This is a genomic window from Asticcacaulis sp. P4_H10 (assembly GCF_056400965.1).
In genome coordinates this window covers 270,165-290,080 of the sequence record NZ_JBFUKH010000006.1, presented here as the reverse complement: position 1 = coordinate 290,080, position 19,916 = coordinate 270,165, and the positions used below count along the sequence as shown (strand labels likewise).

The 19,916-nt window shown below is 59.6% G+C and carries 20 protein-coding genes and 1 tRNA gene; 8 read left to right on the top strand and 13 right to left on the bottom strand.

Translation table 11 applies throughout. The annotated features are described in order from the left end of the window. Positions 1 to 123 precede the first annotated feature (123 nt). Complete coding sequence (locus AC1DON_RS13195; protein ID WP_476935260.1) at positions 124 to 741, top strand: MiaE family protein; 618 nt, start codon at positions 124 to 126, stop codon at positions 739 to 741. A gap of 37 nt (positions 742 to 778) precedes the next feature. After that, complete coding sequence (locus AC1DON_RS13190) at positions 779 to 1,588, top strand: ThuA domain-containing protein (protein WP_476935259.1); 810 nt, start codon at positions 779 to 781, stop codon at positions 1,586 to 1,588. 55 nt (positions 1,589 to 1,643) lie between these two features. Here the strand turns inward: AC1DON_RS13190 and AC1DON_RS13185 are convergent, their stop codons facing one another. The 12 genes from AC1DON_RS13185 to AC1DON_RS13130 form a co-directional block, all read right to left on the bottom strand. Then, positions 1,644 to 1,778 (bottom strand): hypothetical protein, encoded by a 135-nt coding sequence (locus tag AC1DON_RS13185; RefSeq protein WP_476935258.1) that lies wholly within the window; start codon positions 1,776 to 1,778, stop codon positions 1,644 to 1,646. Between the two features lie 206 nt (positions 1,779 to 1,984). Then, complete coding sequence (gene rplA, locus AC1DON_RS13180) at positions 1,985 to 2,674, bottom strand: 50S ribosomal protein L1 (RefSeq protein ID WP_476935257.1); 690 nt, start codon at positions 2,672 to 2,674, stop codon at positions 1,985 to 1,987. 1 nt (position 2,675) lies between these two features. Next, a complete protein-coding gene (gene rplK / locus AC1DON_RS13175) occupies positions 2,676 to 3,104 on the bottom strand; it encodes a 50S ribosomal protein L11 (protein WP_476935256.1) in 429 nt (142 codons plus the stop codon). Between the two features lie 129 nt (positions 3,105 to 3,233). Then, entirely contained in the window at positions 3,234 to 4,163 is a 930-nt protein-coding gene (locus AC1DON_RS13170; RefSeq protein ID WP_476935255.1) for a VOC family protein, read from the bottom strand. Between the two features lie 125 nt (positions 4,164 to 4,288). Next, entirely contained in the window at positions 4,289 to 4,861 is a 573-nt protein-coding gene (gene nusG / locus AC1DON_RS13165; RefSeq protein ID WP_476935254.1) for a transcription termination/antitermination protein NusG, read from the bottom strand. A gap of 13 nt (positions 4,862 to 4,874) precedes the next feature. After that, positions 4,875 to 5,210, bottom strand: coding sequence for a preprotein translocase subunit SecE (gene secE, locus AC1DON_RS13160; RefSeq protein WP_476935253.1), 336 nt, complete (start codon positions 5,208 to 5,210; stop codon positions 4,875 to 4,877). A gap of 149 nt (positions 5,211 to 5,359) precedes the next feature. Then, a tRNA-Trp gene (locus AC1DON_RS13155) sits at positions 5,360 to 5,435 on the bottom strand. Positions 5,436 to 5,622: 187 nt separating this feature from the next. After that, positions 5,623 to 6,843, bottom strand: coding sequence for an endo-1,4-beta-xylanase (locus AC1DON_RS13150; protein WP_476935252.1), 1,221 nt, complete (start codon positions 6,841 to 6,843; stop codon positions 5,623 to 5,625). Positions 6,844 to 6,930: 87 nt separating this feature from the next. Further along, positions 6,931 to 8,925, bottom strand: a complete 1,995-nt coding sequence (locus AC1DON_RS13145) for a DUF3857 domain-containing protein (RefSeq protein ID WP_476935251.1) — start codon at positions 8,923 to 8,925, stop codon at positions 6,931 to 6,933. A gap of 216 nt (positions 8,926 to 9,141) precedes the next feature. After that, positions 9,142 to 10,095, bottom strand: coding sequence for a glucokinase (locus AC1DON_RS13140; protein ID WP_476935250.1), 954 nt, complete (start codon positions 10,093 to 10,095; stop codon positions 9,142 to 9,144). Positions 10,096 to 10,185: 90 nt separating this feature from the next. Further along, on the bottom strand, positions 10,186 to 11,778 hold the full coding sequence (locus tag AC1DON_RS13135; protein ID WP_476935249.1) for an AAA family ATPase: 1,593 nt from the start codon (positions 11,776 to 11,778) through the stop codon (positions 10,186 to 10,188). 107 nt (positions 11,779 to 11,885) lie between these two features. Next, on the bottom strand, positions 11,886 to 12,971 hold the full coding sequence (locus AC1DON_RS13130; RefSeq protein ID WP_476935248.1) for a family 43 glycosylhydrolase: 1,086 nt from the start codon (positions 12,969 to 12,971) through the stop codon (positions 11,886 to 11,888). Between the two features lie 250 nt (positions 12,972 to 13,221). Here AC1DON_RS13130 and AC1DON_RS13125 point away from each other — a divergent pair, with 250 nt between their 5' ends. After that, positions 13,222 to 14,046: a flagellin gene (locus AC1DON_RS13125; RefSeq protein ID WP_476935247.1), complete on the top strand. Its 825-nt coding sequence runs from the start codon at positions 13,222 to 13,224 to the stop codon at positions 14,044 to 14,046. Positions 14,047 to 14,069: 23 nt separating this feature from the next. Here AC1DON_RS13125 and AC1DON_RS13120 read toward each other — a convergent pair whose 3' ends face one another. Further along, a complete protein-coding gene (locus AC1DON_RS13120; protein ID WP_476935246.1) occupies positions 14,070 to 14,912 on the bottom strand; it encodes a GIN domain-containing protein in 843 nt (280 codons plus the stop codon). A 275-nt stretch (positions 14,913 to 15,187) separates the two neighbouring features. On the opposite strand from AC1DON_RS13120, the gene rpsF reads away from it, so the two are divergent. The 5 genes from rpsF (at position 15,188) to AC1DON_RS13095 (ending at position 19,719) form a co-directional block, all read left to right on the top strand. After that, positions 15,188 to 15,589 carry a 30S ribosomal protein S6 gene (gene rpsF, locus AC1DON_RS13115; RefSeq protein ID WP_476935245.1) on the top strand — a complete coding sequence of 134 codons (402 nt, stop codon included), beginning with the start codon at positions 15,188 to 15,190 and terminating at the stop codon, positions 15,587 to 15,589. Positions 15,590 to 15,600: 11 nt separating this feature from the next. After that, positions 15,601 to 15,882, top strand: a complete 282-nt coding sequence (rpsR, locus tag AC1DON_RS13110) for a 30S ribosomal protein S18 (protein WP_476935244.1) — start codon at positions 15,601 to 15,603, stop codon at positions 15,880 to 15,882. 12 nt (positions 15,883 to 15,894) lie between these two features. Beyond that, positions 15,895 to 16,482 carry a 50S ribosomal protein L9 gene (rplI, locus tag AC1DON_RS13105; RefSeq protein ID WP_476935243.1) on the top strand — a complete coding sequence of 196 codons (588 nt, stop codon included), beginning with the start codon at positions 15,895 to 15,897 and terminating at the stop codon, positions 16,480 to 16,482. 221 nt (positions 16,483 to 16,703) lie between these two features. Continuing rightward, positions 16,704 to 16,907, top strand: coding sequence for a cold-shock protein (locus tag AC1DON_RS13100; protein WP_192619998.1), 204 nt, complete (start codon positions 16,704 to 16,706; stop codon positions 16,905 to 16,907). Positions 16,908 to 17,262: 355 nt separating this feature from the next. Then, on the top strand, positions 17,263 to 19,719 hold the full coding sequence (locus AC1DON_RS13095) for a TonB-dependent receptor plug domain-containing protein (protein WP_476935242.1): 2,457 nt from the start codon (positions 17,263 to 17,265) through the stop codon (positions 19,717 to 19,719). The last annotated feature ends 197 nt before the right edge of the window (positions 19,720 to 19,916 follow it).

The window sequence follows — 19,916 nt, the reverse complement described above, 5'->3', positions numbered from 1 at the left end:
TTGCAAAAACAATAACAATAGTTACATTGTTAAGTAAATTCACAAAGACTGTATACAGTATGTGGGATGACTTGATTTTACCGGCGCATTTTGGCACTGCCTCCGGACCAATGGAGCAGGATAATGGCGAACAGCATTCAAGAATTTCTGGGCAGCGAGACGCCACAGGCATGGATCGACGCCGCTGTTGCCAATGTCGACATCCTCCTGCTGGATCACAAGAACTGCGAATACAAGGCGGCCAGCAATGCCATCAACCTGATGGCCAAGTACCAGGAGCGGCCAGACCTGATCAATGCCATGTCGCGACTGGCGCGTGAAGAACTGGTCCATTACGAGCAGGTCCTCAAGATTATCAAGGCGCGCAACATACCCTTACGCCCCCTGTCCGCCGCGCGTTATGCTTCGGGCCTGCGTGCGCTGGTTCGCCGCAATGAACCCGGTATGCTCACTGACATCCTGTTAATCAGCGCCTTCATTGAAGCGCGGTCGTGCGAACGTTTCGGCGCCGTCGCCCCGCACCTCGACGCTGAACTGTCGAAATTCTACTCAAGACTTTTGGCCAGCGAGGCCCGGCACTTCCAGGGTTATATCCGCCTGGCGCACCTCTATGGCGACGCCGGGGATATTGAACGGCGCATCGCAGTGATCCGGCCGATCGAACAGGCCCTGGTCTCGGAACCCGACACCGATTTCCGTTTTCATTCCGGTCCCCCGATACCGGCCCTTGCCGTGGCGTGAAAGACGGCATAGCCTCTCGAAAAAGAGGAGATGTTCCATGCGTGCCCTATTCCTGACAGCCGCACTGATGGCCCTGGCCGCCGTTCCCGCCTCGGCCGAGCGTGTCACCACCCCCGTATTCGAGACCGAAGCGCCCAAGCTGCCGAAGGACCTCAAGCCTCACGCCATTCTCGTCCTGTCGAAGGCCAATGACTGGCGCCACGACAGCATGCCGGCGACGGCCAAGGCGGTGACGGACATCGCCAACAAGCGCGGCTGGCCGATCTACGAAACGTCGAATGCGGCGATCTTCAATGCCCAGGATATGAAGCGGTTTGACGTACTGGTGCTCAACCATACGACTGGCCAGATATTCACGCCGGAACAGAAGGTCGTCTTCCAGAAATGGCTGGAGAATGGTGGTCGCATTGTCGCCGTCCACGGCGCCGGCGGCACCAAGAACCATCCCTGGCCGTGGTATATCGACAATGTCATCGGCACTGGCTTTGTCGCGCACCCACCGACTATCCAGGACGGCATCCTCACCGTCGAAGACCCCAGCCACCCGTCGATGAAAGGTCTGCCGGCCAAGTGGACGCATAACGAAGAGTGGTACACGTTCCAGCGCAATCCGCGCGGCCCGGGCGTTCACGTCCTGGCGACCGTCGATGAGACAACCTACGATCCAACCGATCGGCTGCGCATGGGTCAGGATCATCCGATCGTCTGGACGAAGTGCCAGGCCAAGGGCGGCATTTTCTACAGCGCGCTCGGCCACCAGATCAAGGACTGGAGCGACCCGGTCTTCCTCAGCCATATCGAAGGCGCCATGGAATGGGCCCGGGATAAGAAGCAGAATGCCTGTTGAATCTCCAGCGCACCCAAACGATCAAGGGCGGAGAAAGAATAGCTCCAATCTAATGCTAACGGCGCAGAACCGTATGAGCGACGGCTGGATCGTATCCTTTTTTATGCGTGACGCCCATGTAGTATGAGGCTGCCACACCAATTATAAGAGCAACTGCCACAAGGAAATAACTAATAATTTTCTTCAGCATCTGCGCTCCACAATGCCGTTATAGCAATTCAGGACAAAATAAAAAGCCGCTCCGTTTCCGGAGCGGCTTTTCAAATTGTATCCGGCGTAAATTTCGATGGCGCGGCGAAAACCGTTAGCTTCCGAGAACCGGAGCGGAGCGTACTTGAGTACGTGAGCACCGGATCGCAGGAAGATGACGGTTTGCAGCCCCGCCAGCGGAATTTACTACAGGTTCGTGGTGGCCGTATCGACCTTGACGCCCGGGCCCATCGTCGAAGACAACGAGATCTTGCGGACGTACAGGCCCTTGGCGCCCGACGGACGCGCCTTGACCAGCGCGTCGACCAGAGCCTTGACGTTACGTTCCAGGTCTTCGGTCGTGAACGACACCTTGCCAACGCCGACGTGGACGATACCGGCCTTTTCGACGCGGAACTCGACCGCACCGCTCTTGGCGTCCTTGACGGCCTGAGCGACGTTCGGGGTGACGGTGCCGACCTTCGGGTTCGGCATCAGGCCGCGCGGGCCCAGCACCTTACCGAGACGACCGACCAGGGCCATCATGTCCGGAGACGCGATGACGCGGTCGAAGTCCATGAAGCCGCCCTGGATCTTTTCGACCAGGTCTTCGGCGCCGACGACTTCAGCGCCGGCTGCGAGCGCTTCTTCAGCCTTCTTGTCCTTGGCGAACACGGCGACGCGGACGTCCTTGCCGGTGCCGGCAGGCAGGTTGACAACGCCACGGACCTGCTGGTCGGCATGACGCGGGTCAACGCCCAGGTTGATGGCGATTTCGACGGATTCGTCGAACTTGGCCTTGGCGTTGGCCTTAACGACGCCAAGCGCTTCCGTCAGCGGATAGATCTTGGTGGCGTCGGCGTTCCACGCCTGAATACGTTTTGCGATCTTGGTCATATTAGTCCACCACCTGCAGGCCCATCGAGCGGGCGGAACCTTCAATGATCTTCACGGCCTGATCCAGGTCGTGAGCGCTCAGGTCCTTCATCTTCTTTTCAGCGATGTCACGCAGTTGCTGGCGCGTGATCTTGCCGGCCGAATCGCGGCCCGGCAGCTTCGAGCCGGACTTCAGGCCCAGCGTCTGCTTGATGAAGAAGGTCGCAGGCGGCGACTTCATGGTGAAGGTGAACGACTTGTCCTGATAGACCGTGATGGTCGTCGGGAGCGGCGTGCCCTTTTCCATGTTTTCGGTACGGGCGTTGAATTCCTTACAGAAACCCATGATGTTGACGCCGCGTTGACCCAGTGCAGGGCCGATCGGGGGCGAAGGCGTGGCAGAGCCGGCCTTCACCTGGAGCTTGATATAGCCCAGGATTTTCTTAGCCATTGATATCTCCTAGAGTGCCCAAAGAGGCACAGTTTGAGCCGTGGTCTGGGTCACCCCTCCCACGGATTTGGTTCTTCTTTAAAAAGAAGAGCGCTGCCCATAACGGACTTTCCCTTCTCTGGCAAGGCTTTACTTCACCGGATCCTTAGCCGTGAACGGTGAACAGCAAGGCTTACCAATAGCCTTCAGTTCCATGACCTCGGCACGCGTGCCGTCCGGATCATAGAGGTTGAGCTGCCATTTGGCGTCGCGGCCGATCTTGGGCAGTTCGTCCTGGCCCTCCAGCCGCTTCTCGTTCCACAGCCGCGTATAGGTCACGCGGATATCGGGAACGCCCAGCGCAAAGTGGTTGAGGATGCCGGCGGTCTTCTGGCTCATGCCCGAAGGGATGCCGCGGCCGTCGGCGGGATCGACCAGCATGTATTCGATCCAATCAGTGCCGTCCGGCACCTGCAGCGATACCCAGGTTGGCTTGTCCTCTGCAAACCCGCCGTACCAGTAGGGCTTGAAGCCAAGGATTTCGCGATAGAAGGCGTCGGCGCGGGCCCGATCATGCAGGATCAGCCCGACATGCATGATATGACCCGATATCGGCTTTGCACCGGTACGCGCCGGCGATTTGGGCGGCTGAACGAACTCGACATGGTTGCCTTCCGGGTCAAGCAGCGAGAAATAACGGCTGCCGTCGGTGCCGGTAGATACCGTTGCCGGCACAGCGACATTGCGCGATGCCAAATAGGCGCGCAAAGCCTCGGCATCAGCCGTCACGAACGAAACGTGGTCAAGTCGGTTGACGCTGGTGTCGGGTCTCGGCAGGATTTCAACGAACTGCGTGTCGGAAAAGGCGTAACGCACACCCGCCGCATTTTCAGGGTCGCTGGCTTTCACCGCGCCCAGAGCTTGCGTATAGAAGCGTTCGCTGGCGGCCGGATCGGCGGCATAGACAGCAATATGCGACACGCCGGTTATAGCAGGGCGCTTGGGCGCAGCAGACACAGCCCCCGCCGACAGGACAGCCGCTCCCACAAGCACGGCGCAGCAGCCCTTACGAAGCGTCATAATATCCTCCCATTATAGTTTTGGCCAAGGCTATCATTTGAGTGCCAAAGGTCAAACCATTATGGCGGGCACAAAAAAACGCCCCGGTTGCCCAAGGCGCTTTTTGAATTTGGCTGTAACTGGCGTCAGACGGTCTTTTCGACCTGCGCATATTCCAGCTCGACCGGCGTGGCGCGACCAAAGATCGACACCGAAACGCGCAGGCGGGCGTGTTCCTGATCGACGCTTTCGACGACGCCGTCGAACGAGGCAAAGTGGCCCGAGGTGATCTTGACCTTCTCGCCGATTTCGAACGACTGGACGGGCTTCGGGCGCTCAACGGCGGTCTCGGCGCTGCCGACGATGCGTTGCACTTCCTTTTCCGACACAGGCATGGGCTTGGCGCCCGAGCCGAGGAAGCCGGTGACCTTGGGCGTATTCTTGACCAGGTGGAAGGCTTCGTCGGTCAGTTCCATCTTTACCAGCACGTAGCCCGGGAAGAACTTGCGCTCGGAATTGAACTTGCGGCCGCGGCGAACCTCGACGACCTCTTCGGTCGGCACCAGGATTTCGGAGAACTTGTCTTCGAGGCCTTGCGCCTTGGCCTGATCGCGCAGCGCCTCTGCGACCTTCTTTTCGAAGTTCGAATAGGCGTGGACGATGTACCACTTATGATTGGGGTTGGTAACCGGAGCGGTAACGTCTTGAACGATAGCCATGCGTCTTAAGTCCTTACACTCGGCCGATGTGGGTGAGCAGGTTGGTCAGGTAACCCAAAGCCCCGTCCACCACAAAGAAGAACACGGCGGCAAGCACGACCATGAGCAGCACCATGACGGTGGTGATCCAGGTTTCCTTGCGCGATGTCCAGGTAATTTTACGGGCTTCCGCGCGAACTTCCGTAAAGAATTTCGTCGGGTTGAACGGCTTCTTGGGTTCGGCGGCAGCAGCCGAAGCGGCGACCTTCACCGGCTCGATCTTGCCCAGCGTCGTCTTGCCCGTCGACACGGTCGGCGTCTTTGCGGCGGGTTTGGGATCGGGTTTCTTGACCATCAAAAGCCTATTCACGTCTGTCGCCGCGCACCTGCACAGCTTTCAAACAACAGAAATGAGGCTCGAAAACGCATTTTCAAGCCTCCCTTTAAATTGCAGCGATTCTTGTCGAACGCGGCAAAACTTTTGGTTTGCCGGCTGCGTTTCGAAAAGACGCTGTGGAATGGCAGGGGCAGAGGGGTTCGAACCCACGACCTTCGGTTTTGGAGACCGACGCTCTACCAGCTGAGCTATACCCCTTCACCTGGACCTGCAGCGATGTGTAAGTCCACGAGAGCCGTGCGATGTATCAGCGCTTGCGCCAAAGGGCAACAGGCATATTTCGGTTTTTCACAGCCTGCTGAAGCAATGCGCATCGGTTTTGGCAAAACACTGCGCCTGAAAGCAAACCTGGATCGGAATGACATTCCATTCCGATCCAGTTTTGTTAGGGCACGAATGCCGGATCGACCACCGCCCAGAAGGCCGATTTTGGCTTGCCGGTCGCGTCGAACAGCAGGGGCGGATTAAGCCGCGTTACCGGGAAGGTCGACAGCCAGGTCGAGTTATCGGCAACGCCCCACATGGTCACCGACTTGACGCTGGTGTGCTCGGTGAACAGCTTGAACATGGCGCGGTATTGCAGGGCCTGGGCCTGAAGCGCCGTCGTATAGGCGGTCGTCCCGGCGACGAACGCTGCCTGACATCCCGTCGGCGGGCTGCCATAACAACTGCCCGCATCAGCTGTGTAGAGCGACACATCCATTTCCGTGATGTGATTGATCAGCCCCCTCGTCTCCACGGCGGTCAACGCGGCCTTGGCCTCAGCGACCGTGGGAGACCCGGTGTTGATGTGGAACTGATGGCCGACGCCATCGATCGGCACACCGCGCGCCAGCATCTCATCCAGTATGGCCAGGAAGCGTCCACGCTTGTCGGCATATTCGGTGCCGTACTCATTCAGGAACAACTGCACGGTTGGATCCGCCGCTCGGGCCGCGCGGAATGCGATCTCGATAAAATCGTTCCCAAATATCTGATACCACTGCGAATTGCGGTAATTGCCGGAAGCATCATCCCTTGTCGCTTCGTTGACCACATCCCAGGCATAAACCTTGCCTTTGAAGTGCGTCACCACGTCGGTGATGTAGGTCTCCAATCGTGCCCGCACGGTGGCCTTATAGGTCGGGCTGGCAGGATCGCCGGCAAAGAACCACGCCGGGCTCGTCTGGTGCCACAACAGGGCGTGGCCCCGGACCTCAATGCCGTTGGTCTGGGCCAGGGTAATCAGACTATCAGCCTGGGTATAGTTATAGACGCCGGCGCTGACACCGATCGGATCGGCCTTCATGACGCTTTCGGCTGTGATGCTGTTGGCGTGCTTGAGCAGGACAGGGTTGGTTATTGAATTCACGGCCTGGCCAGGGTCGACCGCCATACCGATCTTGAACTTGCCGGCGAAGTGCGTCTTCAAAGCCGGCGCCGTGGCCGGATCGGGCAGGACGGGGCCGGACGACGACGAGCTGGAACTGGACGAACTCGACGAACTGCTGGAACCGCCGCCTCCAGAACTGCTGCTTCCTCCGCCACCACCACAGGCTGCCAAAAGTGAAGCACCGCCAGCCGTGAGCAAAAGGCTCCGACGGCTGATTGAAGCCGTATCTTTCATGAACATCTCCCTGATTGAGCAATTCTCTGATTGCTTATCAGCGAGTTAAGCCTGTCATCGATGTCAGGTCAATAAAAATGTTACCGGTCACAACAGCGTGGTCAGCCACCAGATCAGCCCGCCCACCACGGGCACGGCCCCCCATATGGCGGCCCGCGTCACGAAGCTTGGCAGCCAGGTCAGCACCTTCTTTTCCTGCACGCGGATGCTCAGTCGGTCATAGGCGCTGATCTCGCCATAGGCGCGGTCGAGCGCGCCCTTCTCGTCGGCTGTCAGCCAGGGCCGGGTCACGGCGTAGTCTCGCACGGCCTCATAGCCGCCCGGCGTCACCTTCGGCGTGAAACTCAGGGTTACGCCGCCAAAGCTCCACGTCTTTGACTGGGTCGGCAGGTCCAGTTCATAGTCCGTCTTGATGACCGTCGTGATGCGGCCTTCGCGGACATCGCCCATGTCGAACGGGAAATAACGGCGGCCGTCAGGCTCATCCAAAGCATAGTCGAAGCCCGACTCCGGGCTGAAGAAAATCTTCTCGAACGGTATACCCGTGCGGTGCCACGGATTGGTCGTGGTCACCAGGGTATTGATGGTGATTTCGTTATTGCGGCGATCGTCGACCATCTGCGGGATGGCGCACATATTCATGCCATAGATATAGCTGAACAAGGCGCAGCGATCTTCGATATAACTGGTCAGGCTCTGGTATTGCAGTTCCCGGCGCACGCCATCGGCGCGGCTGCCGCGATAGATATAGTCAATCTCGATCAGCGTCTCCTCGCCCTTCTTCTTGGGCAGGTTGATGACTTCGCGCACCTCGTAGTCGAGGTTCGGACGCTTTTCCATCATGCGCTTGAGTTCGGACTTCGGCTTCAGGATCAGGGCATAACCAAGGTCGTTCTGCGCCAAGTGCTCCAGGTCGCCGCCCTGGGCGACGTCCGATGTGCCTTCGAACCAATAGGTCTTGCCGTCGTGGACGCACATCGAGATGCAGTGGTTGAAGGCGCCCAGCCGCGGCGGCTGGTTGATGAGATCATGACCACGGCGCGTATCGACCAACGCCGGATACGATTCCACGCCCATCTTGGTCAGCATGGCCGCGATCATCTTGGAGACGTCCTTACAGTCGCCAATACGATCGGCATAGATCTGGTGCAGGCTGCGCGGCACGAAGCCGCCTTCGCCGAAGGAGAAGGCGAAGTAGCGGATGCTCTGCTGCACCCAGCGCACCGCGGCGACGATGCGGTCCGGCGTTTCCTTGTGATCCGCCTCGATCTGAGCAATCACTTGCAAAAGACCATCGGGATAGTCATGGTCATCTTCAAATCCCGCGCGCATCAGGTCGGCGACGCGTTCCCAGGTGTCGATGCTGGTCGCGAAGAAGCCCTTGGCCGGAATGACCCAACCCGGCATGTCGCGCTCATAGTCGCAAGGCGGGATATTGGCATCCTGCCACACCAGCTCTGTCGAACCATCGGCCAGGGCAGCCTTTTCGGGCTCATACCAGCCGGCGGCAAACGGCTTGAGGATCAGCTTGCGTTCAGGCGGCACGATCATGCGGACGTGGCGCTTGTCCCAGAAGATGCCGCTTTGCAGCGGCGTCGGCATGGAGATTTCGCCCTGGAAACAGGCCGGATCGCCTTCCAGCGTCAGCGCCATGTCGATGACGTCGCCGATACGAACGTCCGGCAGATTGATCGCCATGGTCCAGCGGCCGTCGAGCACCAGACGCTCGAAGCTGCGTTCGCGGCGCATGACGAAGTAGCGCTTTTCGACATCGACCTCGATGACCTCCTCACCGCGAATAATGCGGATATGGTGGATGGTCAGGTCGTCATAGTAGGGATTGAACGGCAGGGTGACATTGGCCAGGTAGTCCAGCGCCGACAGATTGACCACTTCTTCGATGGTGCGATTGTAGCGCTGCGGGCGGGCCGTCAGCCTGGACTGGTCATCGACCAGCCAGGTATAAAGCCCCCATGGCGCGCGCGAACTGTCGAGCAGCGGCGGCCGCTTGAAGTCGAGTTCCTTTACCCAGGCAGGCGCCGGAGCGAAGTGAATACGCCGCCTGACATCTTCTTCGAACACGACCCCACCCTGTCTCTAATGCCGTATCCGTAATCGTTAACACACGGTTTGCCCTCGCAAAAGGGCTAAACGGCCACAGGTTGAATGGGCTTTTTGCCTAGGCCCATTTCCTGACGGCGAACCGGCAGAAACGCACCTTGGCACTTCGCCGGGAAATGCTTTTTGCCTGGTCGCATTTCTTTAGGCGAACCGGCATCCACTTCGCCGGGAAATGCTTTAGTGGAAGAGCGTAATCAGCCCCTTGAAGTCGGCTTCGCCCGTCGTGATGACATATATCGGCACCTCGCCCAAGAAGGAGTCGATTGTCGCGTGCTTGATAAAGTCCTCGTAGAAAGCCGCGTGGTCGATATAGGGCAACAACTCGTCAAGCAGTTGCCCGGACAGGTAAACGCCGCCGCGCGCGCCGGAAAACAGCACCATGTCTGACGCCACCTTGGCGAGCCACTTGATGATCAGGTGGACGGCACGCAGGGCACGCGCGTCGCCCGACTTCGCCAGGGAAAACACCGCCTCGAATTCGGGCAGTTCAGCGTCTTCAATGCCGTCCATCTGCGCCATGCATCGCCAGACGCGGCTTAAACCACTCAACGAGACGGCCGTTTCGCGCGACACGTGACCGAACTCGGCGCGCAGCCGGCGCTGGATCTGAAATTCCTCTTCTGTGGAGACAGTGAGGTCAGCATGGCCGCCGGCGCCGGAAAACGCCGTCCACTGGTCGTGATCGTCCTTCAGCAGGATCGCCATGCCGAGGCCGGGTCCGGTCCCGATGATGCACTTGGCCATATCATCGTGCTCGACCGAGCCCTCCGACAGGGCGAACATGTCGCCGCTACCAAGATGCGGGATGGCCAAGGCGCGCGCGACCGTCGGATTGACCAGGTGCACGCGCTGGATATTGAGGATCTTGCGCAGCCAGTCGCGATCGAGATCATACCCATGATTGGGCATGTACTGGATGCCACCACGTTCCCAGCCAGGCGCCGAAATCGCCGCCGCCGAGATATAGGGCGCACCTTGTGCGTCCAGATAGGCCAGGACGGCCGTCTCGAACGCCTTTTCATCGCTGACAGCGAAGGTTTCTGGCGCAGTTATGCCGCCCGAAGCCGTCCAGAGCGCAATGCTGAGCTGCCCCTTGACGCCCAGATAGATCAAGACCATGACTTTAGACACTGCGTTTACTCCTGTACTTTGCCGAGAAGTTACCAGACGCAGGGTTAAGTCTTTATTGTGGTCATATCGCCGTTACGAGAAACGCCGGCGTCAGCCGCCTGCGACAGCCAGCACGTCTTCATGCCGGATAAGGACGAGCGCGTCCTCACTAATGTCGCTGAGACGTGCGATACGGTTTGCGTGCGCAGACATCACCTTTTCGAATAGATTGCGCGCATCGCGACCATTGGCAAATGTGTCATTCTTCATGCGCACGGCTGCATCGAAATAGACTTCCAAAGCCGTTCGCGCGCCTTCGTCCAGACGATACGACGCACCATTGGCCAGGCGCTCGAAGATTTGCAACATCTCCCCGGCTGTGTAGTCCGGAAAATCGATGCGGCGGGCAAAGCGTGAACGAAGACCGGGGTTCGACGACAGAAAGGCTTCCATCGGCGCTATGTAACCGGCGGCGATGACGACGAGGTCGTCGCGGTTGTCTTCCATAAGCTTCAAAAGCGTTTCTATGGCCTCAGCGCCGAAGTCCATTTCTGAATGCCCGGCCAAGGCATAGGCTTCATCGATAAACAATGCACCGCCCAGCGCTTTCTTGACGACGTCAGTGGTCTTGAGCGCTGTCTGCCCGATGTAGCCGGCCACAAGCCCCGAGCGGTCGATCTCGATCAGGTGGCCCTTCGACACCAGGCCAAGATGGCGGTAAAGGCGAGACAGGATGCGCGCCACCGTAGTCTTGCCCGTACCGGGATTGCCGGTAAAAACGACGTGAAACGATAGCTCAGGCGTGGACATTCCCTTTTCTTTCCTGAGGGACATGATCCTGGCCAGATTGGCAAGTGTCTCGACTTCGGCCTTTACCGTCTGCAGCCCCACCAACTTGTGCAGATCGGCCAGACAGGCTTCCAGAGTGTCCTTGTCATCGATCACGGGAGGCGTCTCGCTGGCGTCCGGGACATCAGCCCCCGCCCCGTCCGAAGACTTCGGCGCATTTTCATCCTCAGCGCCCGAAAGGTCTTCGTCACCCGCGTCCGGCGCGTCTCCGCCCGGATGGTCAGAGGCGTCCTCGTCCGAAGCCTCCCCCCGCTTGCGCTCCTGAGGATCTGGCTCTTCGACGCCGGGCAAAGCGGGAATGCGGTAGCGCTCGACCCAGTCATCAATGTTATCCGCCGCCCACTCGCGCAGTTCGCTGGTTATGTACGAAAACCTGGCAATTTCTTCTTCACTTACGAAGGCGTCGGCCAGGAAGGCCGCTTGGGCGATTCGTTCCAGCAAGGCAATGACCCGATCCTGTGCCGGCCGGTAAGCCTCGCCCCGGGCCCGTTGTTCCAGCGCTGCGAACTGGATCAGGTATTCGATAATGATGATGGCGTCGTCGTAAAACGGCTCACCCGCCGCGTGCCGTTTGTTATAGACCTCCGCCGTGCGCTTGGTCATGTCGATAATGTTAAAAATGCGGGCTTCGGCGTCGGTGATTGGCCCGTTGGTCAGACAGCACCGAGCCACAATCCCGACAGGGGCAAAACACCCTTGGCTGTGAAAGCTGATGTCCTCGATATCGTGGTCGGAAAGACTGTCGCGCAGCTCTCCCATATACAGATCGACCTCCCAGCAGAGGCGCTGCCAGTCTTTACCCGCCTGGCGCATGGCCGCTTCGGCCTCGCGCTCCTTGATCCATCCCCAAACCAATACCGTCTCCCGCAAACCTGCACAGGTCCTGTCTGCCACGCAGGCATCAGGACTTCAAGAGACCTGCCGGCAAGGAACCCGATGGACCGATTCAGTAATAACTTACCTCAGCCCGCAACCGGGCCATTGGCGAGCGGCAGACCGAAGTCGGGCACGCCGTCAGCCGTGTAATGAATCGGCTGGATGCGGGTGTGGCGGTTCGGGTCGAACAAGGGATTGCCTGGGATCTCCTTATAGTCGCGCGCATGATAGACCAGCACGTCTCGGCCCTGCTCATCGACCGTGAAGCTGTTGTGGCCAGGCCCCCAGATATTGTTTTCCAGCGAGCTCTGGAACACCGGCTCAGGCGACTTGGTCCACGATGCCGGATCCATGATATCGGCGTCAGCGGACGCCGTCAGCAACCCCATGCAGTAGTTGTGGTCCGTGGCTGATGCCGAATAGGTCATGAACAGGCGGCCGTTGCGCGCCAGTATGGCCGGGCCTTCATTGACCTTGTAGCCGATGATTTCCCACGCCAGGGTCGGCACGGTCAGGCGCGCCGGCGGAGCTCCCAGGGTCGTTGGCGTCTTGAGCGGCGCCAAATAGACATTGCTGTTGGTCTGGATGCCGGGCTCGCTTTGCGCCCAGGCAATGTAGCGCACGCCGCGATGCTCGAACACGGTCGAGTCGAGGGTGAAGGTGTCCCATGGTGTCTCGAGTTGCCCAGTCAGGCTCCATTGGCCGGTCAGCGGATTGGCGCCCCTGCTGCTCAGGACATAGGTGCGGATATGGAACTTTTCGCTGCTGTCGCCGGCAGCGAAATAGATGTGCCACTGGCCGTCGAAATGATGCAGTTCCGGCGCCCATATATAGCCGCCCATCTTGCCCTCGACAGGGCGGCGCCACACGACGGCCTCCTCGGCCTCGACAAGTCCCGCCAGGGTCTTGGAGCGGCGGATCGCCAGCCGGTCGTATTCGGGCACCGAAGCCATCATGTAATAATAGCCGTCGCTGTGCCGGAATATCTGCGGATCGGCGCGTTGCAGGACGACGGGATTAACGATCGGCTTCATTTTTGTCTTGCCCTTGCTTGCCTTGCTTTTGGCGTGCGCCGGCAGGACCAGCTCCGTGCCTGCTGCGGCGATCAGGCCGGTGCTCGCAGCAGCGGTCAGGAAGGTTCGGCGCGAAGACGCAGGGCTCGGATGGGTCATGTCGGTACTCTGGATGGTGGCGTTTCGGTGGTTTTTATAACGGCCCGGCGGGCCGCCGTCTATTATGTCAGACAAATTAATGTCTACGCAGACATGACGCTTTGTCAAACCGGAACAGACACATCACTTTATTTACGAATGCGGCACCTGTGTTTAGTTACCATTAAGCACGCCATGAGATACTGAGCGCTGGGCTTGTGCCTCCGGCGACAGAACGTCATCGGGATGATCGGAGTGGTGAGACAGGAAGATGTCTTCCATCAACACGAATACGGGGGCGATGATCGCCCTGCAAAATCTGAACGCCATCAATTCGCAATTGATGACGACGCAGAACCGTATCTCCACGGGCCTCAAGATCAACAGCGCCAAGGATAACCCGGCCATATGGGCGATTGCCCAGAGCCAGCGCTCGGAAGTGCGCTCTCTCGACGCCGTAAAAGATTCACTCTCCCGCACTTCTTCGGCGGTTGATGTCGCCCTCTCGGCCGGCGATTCCGTGTCCGACATGCTGACCGAGCTGAAGGAAAAGGCGCTGGCGGCGTCCGATACCTCGCTCGACACCACGGCGCGCAACGCGCTGAAAAACGACTTCAATTCGATCCGCGACCAGATCACCAAAACGCTGGCAAATGCCAGCTTCAACGGCATCAACCTGCTCAATGGTTCCCGGGCCTCGATCTCCGCCCTGGCCGACGCCAAGGGCATAAGCCGCATGACCGTGACGGGGCAAAACCTGTCGCTGGGCGGGGGCATTATTATGCTGACCGCCGCGTCCACCTTTGCGACAGCGACCGACGCCCAGAACCTGATCGCCTCGATCGACTCGTCGATCAACAATGTCTCATCGTCGCTGTCGAAGCTTGGGACGTCGTCCAAGTCGATCGAACGCCACCAGACCTTTATCGGCAAGCTTCAGGACACTATGACCGACGGCATAGGCCGGCTGGTCGACGCCGACATGGCCGTCGAAGCGGCGAGGCTGCAGTCCCTGCAGATCAAGCAGCAACTGGCTGTCCAGGCATTGTCCATGGCCAACCAGTCGCAGTCGTGGGTGCTTCAGCTCTTTCGATAGCCGGTAATCTTTAGGTCCCTGACCTATTGGCCGACAATGACATTGCCCGAGCCCATGATCGAGCGCTGAATGTTTCCCGACACCTTCTTGACGCGGACATCGCCCGAACCAACGATATTGACCTGCACGTCCCTCGCCTCGCCGCCGAAACGCACGTCACCGGAGCCGGCGATGTTGACTTCCAGCTTCGGCATCGAACCTTCAGCCACTGCGACATTGCCAGAGCCGCCGATATTGATCTCAGCGCTGCCGTTGATCCGGGCCAGTTCGATATCGCCATTGCCGCCGATATTGGCTTCAAGCGCCGCCACCGACTTGCCACGGAAATTGCCCGAACCACCGATATTGACCTCCAGGTCGCGGGTATCGCCGGCATTCACGTCGCCCGAGCCGCCGATATTGATCTCGGCCTTGCCGGCGACGTCGCCAACCGTCCAGTTGCCGCAGCCGCCCTGGCTGAAGTCAAGCGTCGAAGTCGCGCCGATCTGACCGAAGCTGGCGCCACCGACCGAGACATCGGCATCCATCGGCACCTTAATATAGATGACCGGCAGCTCTGCCTTGGTAACGACACCGATGCCGTTGATCTTGACGGCGTCCGCGCCCTGGCACTGCAGGCCGCGCATCTTGAGCTTGCCGTCGGCAACCAGCTTGGTGCCTTCCATGTGGACCATGATCTTGGGCAGCTTGCTGTTGGCGGCGTATGCCACCTTCAGTTCGACGTCTCCCCGGTTTTCCGCCGTCACAACGACGCGCGCCGCGACATTTTCCAGTTCGACTTCCCTAGAGGTGGCCGCAAAGGCCGGCGCCGAAGTCATCACGGCCAGAACAGATACAGCCGACACCATAGCGAGCGTATTCTTCATCTTATTATCCCGTCTTGATTGCTCCCTGAACCGGAGCGGATGTATACACCCTGACGACGCGGCCGCCCAATGACAACTTAAAAGCCTGTCATGAAGCGTTTGTAATGGAGAGCCAGGCGTCAATGCTTGCTTACGCTTGCCTTTGCTACAAACTTCCTCTATACGCCCGCTTCCCTTGAAGAGTGGTCAGCCGCATCCGCGGATCAACTGAACCATCGTGGCCGCCGGACTTCCGCCGTCGCTCACGCTGCTCTTCTCATCGGAAGAGGATAAAAATGCCCTATTACGAACACGTCGTAATGTCGCGGCAGGACATTTCGCCACAACAGGCGGAAGCCCTCAACGACACCCTGAAAGCCCTGATCGAAGAAAATGGCGGCCACATCGCCAAGATCGAATACTGGGGCCTGCGCAACCTGACCTATCGCGTCAAGAAGAACCGCAAGGCACACTACTCGCTGCTGGCGCTCGACGCTCCGGCCGCGGCTGTCAAGGAAATGGAACGTCAGTTGTCGATCAACGAAGACGTCATTCGCTTCCAGACCGTCCGCGTCGAAGAGCTCGACCTGGAACTGTCGCCCGTGCTTGCACGCCGCGACCGTCCGGATCGCCCCGAGCGCGGTGACCGCCCTGAGCGCGGTGATCGTCCCGAACGCCAAGAAACCTTTGCCGAGTAAGGGACAGACACATGGCTGAAGAAAACACCATCGCCGCCACGCCTGGCGCTCCCGTCGGTAACGGCCCCGCCCGTCGTCCGTTCTTCCGTCGCCGTAAGGTATGCCCGTTCTCGGGCGCCAACGCGCCGAAGATCGACTACAAGGACATCAAGCTCCTGCAGCGCTATATCTCTGAGCGCGGCAAGATCGTGCCGTCCCGCATTACGGCTGTGAGCCAGAAGAAGCAACGCGAACTGGCCAAGGCCATCAAGCGCGCCCGCTTCCTCGCCCTGCTCCCCTACGTTGTGAAGTAAGGAGTTAGGCACATGAAAGTTGTTTTGCTTGAACGCGTGGAAAACCTGGGCCAGATCGGCGATATCGCCACGGTCAAGGACGGCTACGCTCGTAACTACCTGCTGCCGCAGCACAAGGCGCTGCGCGCTACCGCCGCCAACCTGAAGGTCTTCGAGGCCCAGAAGGAACAGATCGTCGCCCGTAACGCCGCCAACAAGGCAGCCGCTGAAAAGACGGCTGGCGAACTGGACGGCTCGACCTACGTCATGATCCGCCAGGCGGGTGACTCGGGTCAACTGTACGGCTCGGTCAACGCCCGCGACGTCGCGGACGCTGTCACCGAGGCCGGCGGCAAGATCGAACGCAACCAGATCGTGCTCAACACGCCGATCAAGACCCTGGGCCTGCACAGCCTGAAGGTCCGCCTGCACGCCGAAGTCTCGCTCACCATCACGGTGAACGTGGCCCGCTCGGCCGACGAGGCTGATCGTCAGGCCGCCGGTGAGAATGTCATCGCCTCGCAATTCGAGGAAGACCGTCTCGCTGACGAAGAGGCTGCTGCCGACATGCTCGAAGGCGGCGCCGGCAAGGCTATGCAGGACGCGCCCTACGAGGCGTAAGTACAGGCTTTTGCTAGAGAAGATGCCCCGGAGGGTCCGCCCTCCGGGGTTTTTTCTTGCCAAAAGCGAGAAACTGCATAGAGTGCCCTCGTTCGAGATTTAGGATACCCCAGCTGATCCGCCACCTGGCGCTCTTCAGGACATCGCTAACTTCGGATTTCGGCAGGCGTAATCTCACGTTTGCCTCTCTGCACGAAGGTGCGATATCAAGGAGGCCAATCATGGCAACAGGTACGGTCAAGTGGTTCAATTCCACCAAGGGCTATGGTTTTATTCAGCCGGATCAAGGCGGCGGCGATGTGTTCGTTCACATCAGTGCTGTTGAAAAGGCCGGTCTGCGTGGTCTGAACGACAACCAAAAGATCAGCTACGAGCTGGTTACTGAGCGTGGCAAGACGTCGGCTGCCAACCTGCAGCTGCTCTAACAGCCCGACACTATTGTCGAGGAAACGCCCGGTAGCTTCGGCTGCCGGGCGTTTTTGCATTTGCCGCGCCCTCGAAAGTGACCCCAAATAAAATTACCATAAACATTACACGAAATTAATTTCAAACCCCTTGAATTGTGATCACGACTTACAGTGCTGCACTGCCTTAGAAAACAAGCGAAAAATGCCGCTTTTAAAACGGAACTGTAGTTTTTCTAATCTCGGAATTTAATAAATGTGCGGCGATGCCCTCTTTAAAATATGGCGCCCGGGGATCAAATAAGGCGCAATTAAAACCGACCATGTCGGAAATAAGACGACCCACACACTAACCGATAGCTGAGAGATCCTCCCCATGATCAAAGCACACGCACCCCGCACGACCGCACGCCTGTACCGCTCGACGGCGCTTGGCCTGTCCCTCGCCCTGTCTTTAGGCCTGTCGGCCCACGCCCAAGAAGCGGCCCCGGCCGCGCCGGCCGCCCCAGCGGCTGAAGACGGCACCGAAGTTGTCGTCACCGGTCAGCGCGCCTCCAACCGCTCGCGACTGAACACCCTCGTCCCCGTCGATGTCGTCACCACGCGCTCGCTCGAAGCCCTGGGCTCGACCGAGCTGGCGCAAGGCCTGTCGCGCGTCGCCCCGTCGCTGAACTTTCCGCGCCCATCGGGCACTGACGCCACCGACGCCGTCCGCCCGGCGTCCTTGCGCGGTCTGTCGCCCGACCAGACCCTGGTCCTGATCAATGGCAAGCGCCGCCACACCTCAGCCCTCGTCAATATCAACGGCTCCGCCGGCCGTGGCTCGGTCGCCGTCGACCTCAACGCCATTCCCGAAGCCGCGCTTAGCCGCGTCGAAGTCCTGCGCGACGGCGCCTCGGCGCAGTACGGTTCCGATGCCATTGCCGGCGTGCTGAACCTGCACCTGCGCGAAGCCCGTGAAGGCGGCAATATTACCCTGGGCTACGGCGAATACGACACCGACGTCGAGCCGGCCAACTCAACGCGTCACGCCAATGACGGGCGCACCACCGACCTGTCCGGATGGTTGGGCCTGCCGATCGGCGACGAAGGCTTCCTGACCGTGTCCGGTCATTACCGTGACCGCGGCTTCACCAACCGCGCCGACATCGACACCGATCCTACCGTCGCCAGCCAGAAGATCGTCACCGCCCGCTATGGCGATCCGGACCAGCAGACGACCTCGGTCTTCGTCAATGCCGGCGTGCCGTTGAACGACAGCTGGAAGGTCTACGGCAATGCCAGCTTCAACAAGATCAAGTCGGAAAGCGCCGCCTTCTTCCGCCACAGCAATGCGTCGGGCAATGTCGCCGCCCTGTATCCGAACGGCTTCCTGCCGCTGATCGCCATCACTTCGGAAGACCATTCGGCTACCATCGGCGTGCGCGGATCGTGGGGCGAATGGACCCAGGACTACAGCCTGACGACTGGCCAGAACACGATCGATTTCCGTACGCGCAACAGTGTCAACGCGTCCTATGGCCCCGCGTCGAACATTGCCTTCTATGATGGCCGCCTGATCTACGATCAACTGGTGTTCAACGCCGACCTTAGCCGTCCGTTCGATGTCGGCCTGGCCAGCCCTCTGACCCTGGCCGTCGGTCTCGAGGCCCGCGATGAAAACTACACCATTCGCGAGGGTGAGCCGCAGTCCTATGCGCCGGGTCCGGTCACCGGCAAGCCAGCGGGTGCGCAGGGCTTCCCTGGCTTCCAGCCCGGCAATGCGGTTGACGAAGACCGCAACAGCGTCGGCGTTTATGCCAACGTGGCCGGTGACTTTACCGATAAGCTGTCCTACGACGCCGCCGTCCGCTACGAAGACTATTCGGACTTCGGCAGCAACACTTCGGGCAAGCTGGCCCTGCGTTACGACTTTACAGACGCCTTTGCCCTCAGAGGTTCGGTCTCGACCGGCTTCCGCGCGCCGTCGCTGGGTCAACAGTTCTTCACCTCGACCACCAGCAACCTGAATACGGCGGTGACCCCGGCGGTCATTCTGGAAACCGGCACCTTCCCGGCAACGAGCCCAATCGCCCAGCTTCTGGGCGCCGAAGCGCTTGAGCCTGAAACCTCGACCAGCGCGACTCTGGGCTTTGTCTGGCGCAAGGGTCCGTTCGAAGTGACGGTCGACGGTTACAGCATCGATATCGATGACCGCATCGTCCTGTCGGAAAATCTGTCCGGCGGCCAGATCACCAGCCTGCTGGCCCCATATAACGTGACGGCGGCGCGCTTCTTCATCAATGGTGTCGACACAACGACCAAAGGCATTGATGTCGTTGCCAATTATCGCATCCCGACCGACAACTACGGCCGCTTCAACCTGTCGTTGGCGTGGAACAACAACACGACCGAGATCGATCGTCTGCCGACCCTCACCAACTCGCCGCTCAGCCCGCAGCCTGTTCTGTTTGCGCGCGTCCGCCAGCAGATCCTGACCAGCTCGGCGCCTGAGAACAAGGGCACCGTCGCGGTTGACTGGAGCAAGGGCGGCTGGGCCGCTAATGCCCGTGCCACCTATTACGGCAATGTCGCAGAACCGGCGGCGCTCGCCAGCAACGACATCCAGACCGGAGACCATACGCTGATCGACCTGTCGGCCAGCTACCGCTTCCGGACCAACACGCTCGTGACGATCGGCGCGGACAATGTCTTGGATGAATATCCGGACGCCACGCCCGCCAGCCTCAACGTCACCAGCGGTAATGGCGCAGGCGCCCTGGCCTTCACGCGCTTCTCGCCGTTCGGCTTTAATGGCCGTTACCTCTACGCCCGGGTCAGCCAGTCGTTCTGATCCGTACGTCATCTGAGGAAAAGCCTCCGCGGGCAACCGCGGGGGCTTTCTTTTTTCATGAACAGTGACAGCCAAACTGTTGATAAAAAGGCATTCCTTCAGGCGCATTTCGCAAACGACCGGCGTTATGGAATTTCAGGCCCGGCGCGCTCATATGCCGTATCTATCCCCGCTATCCACAGACTGTGAATCGAGAG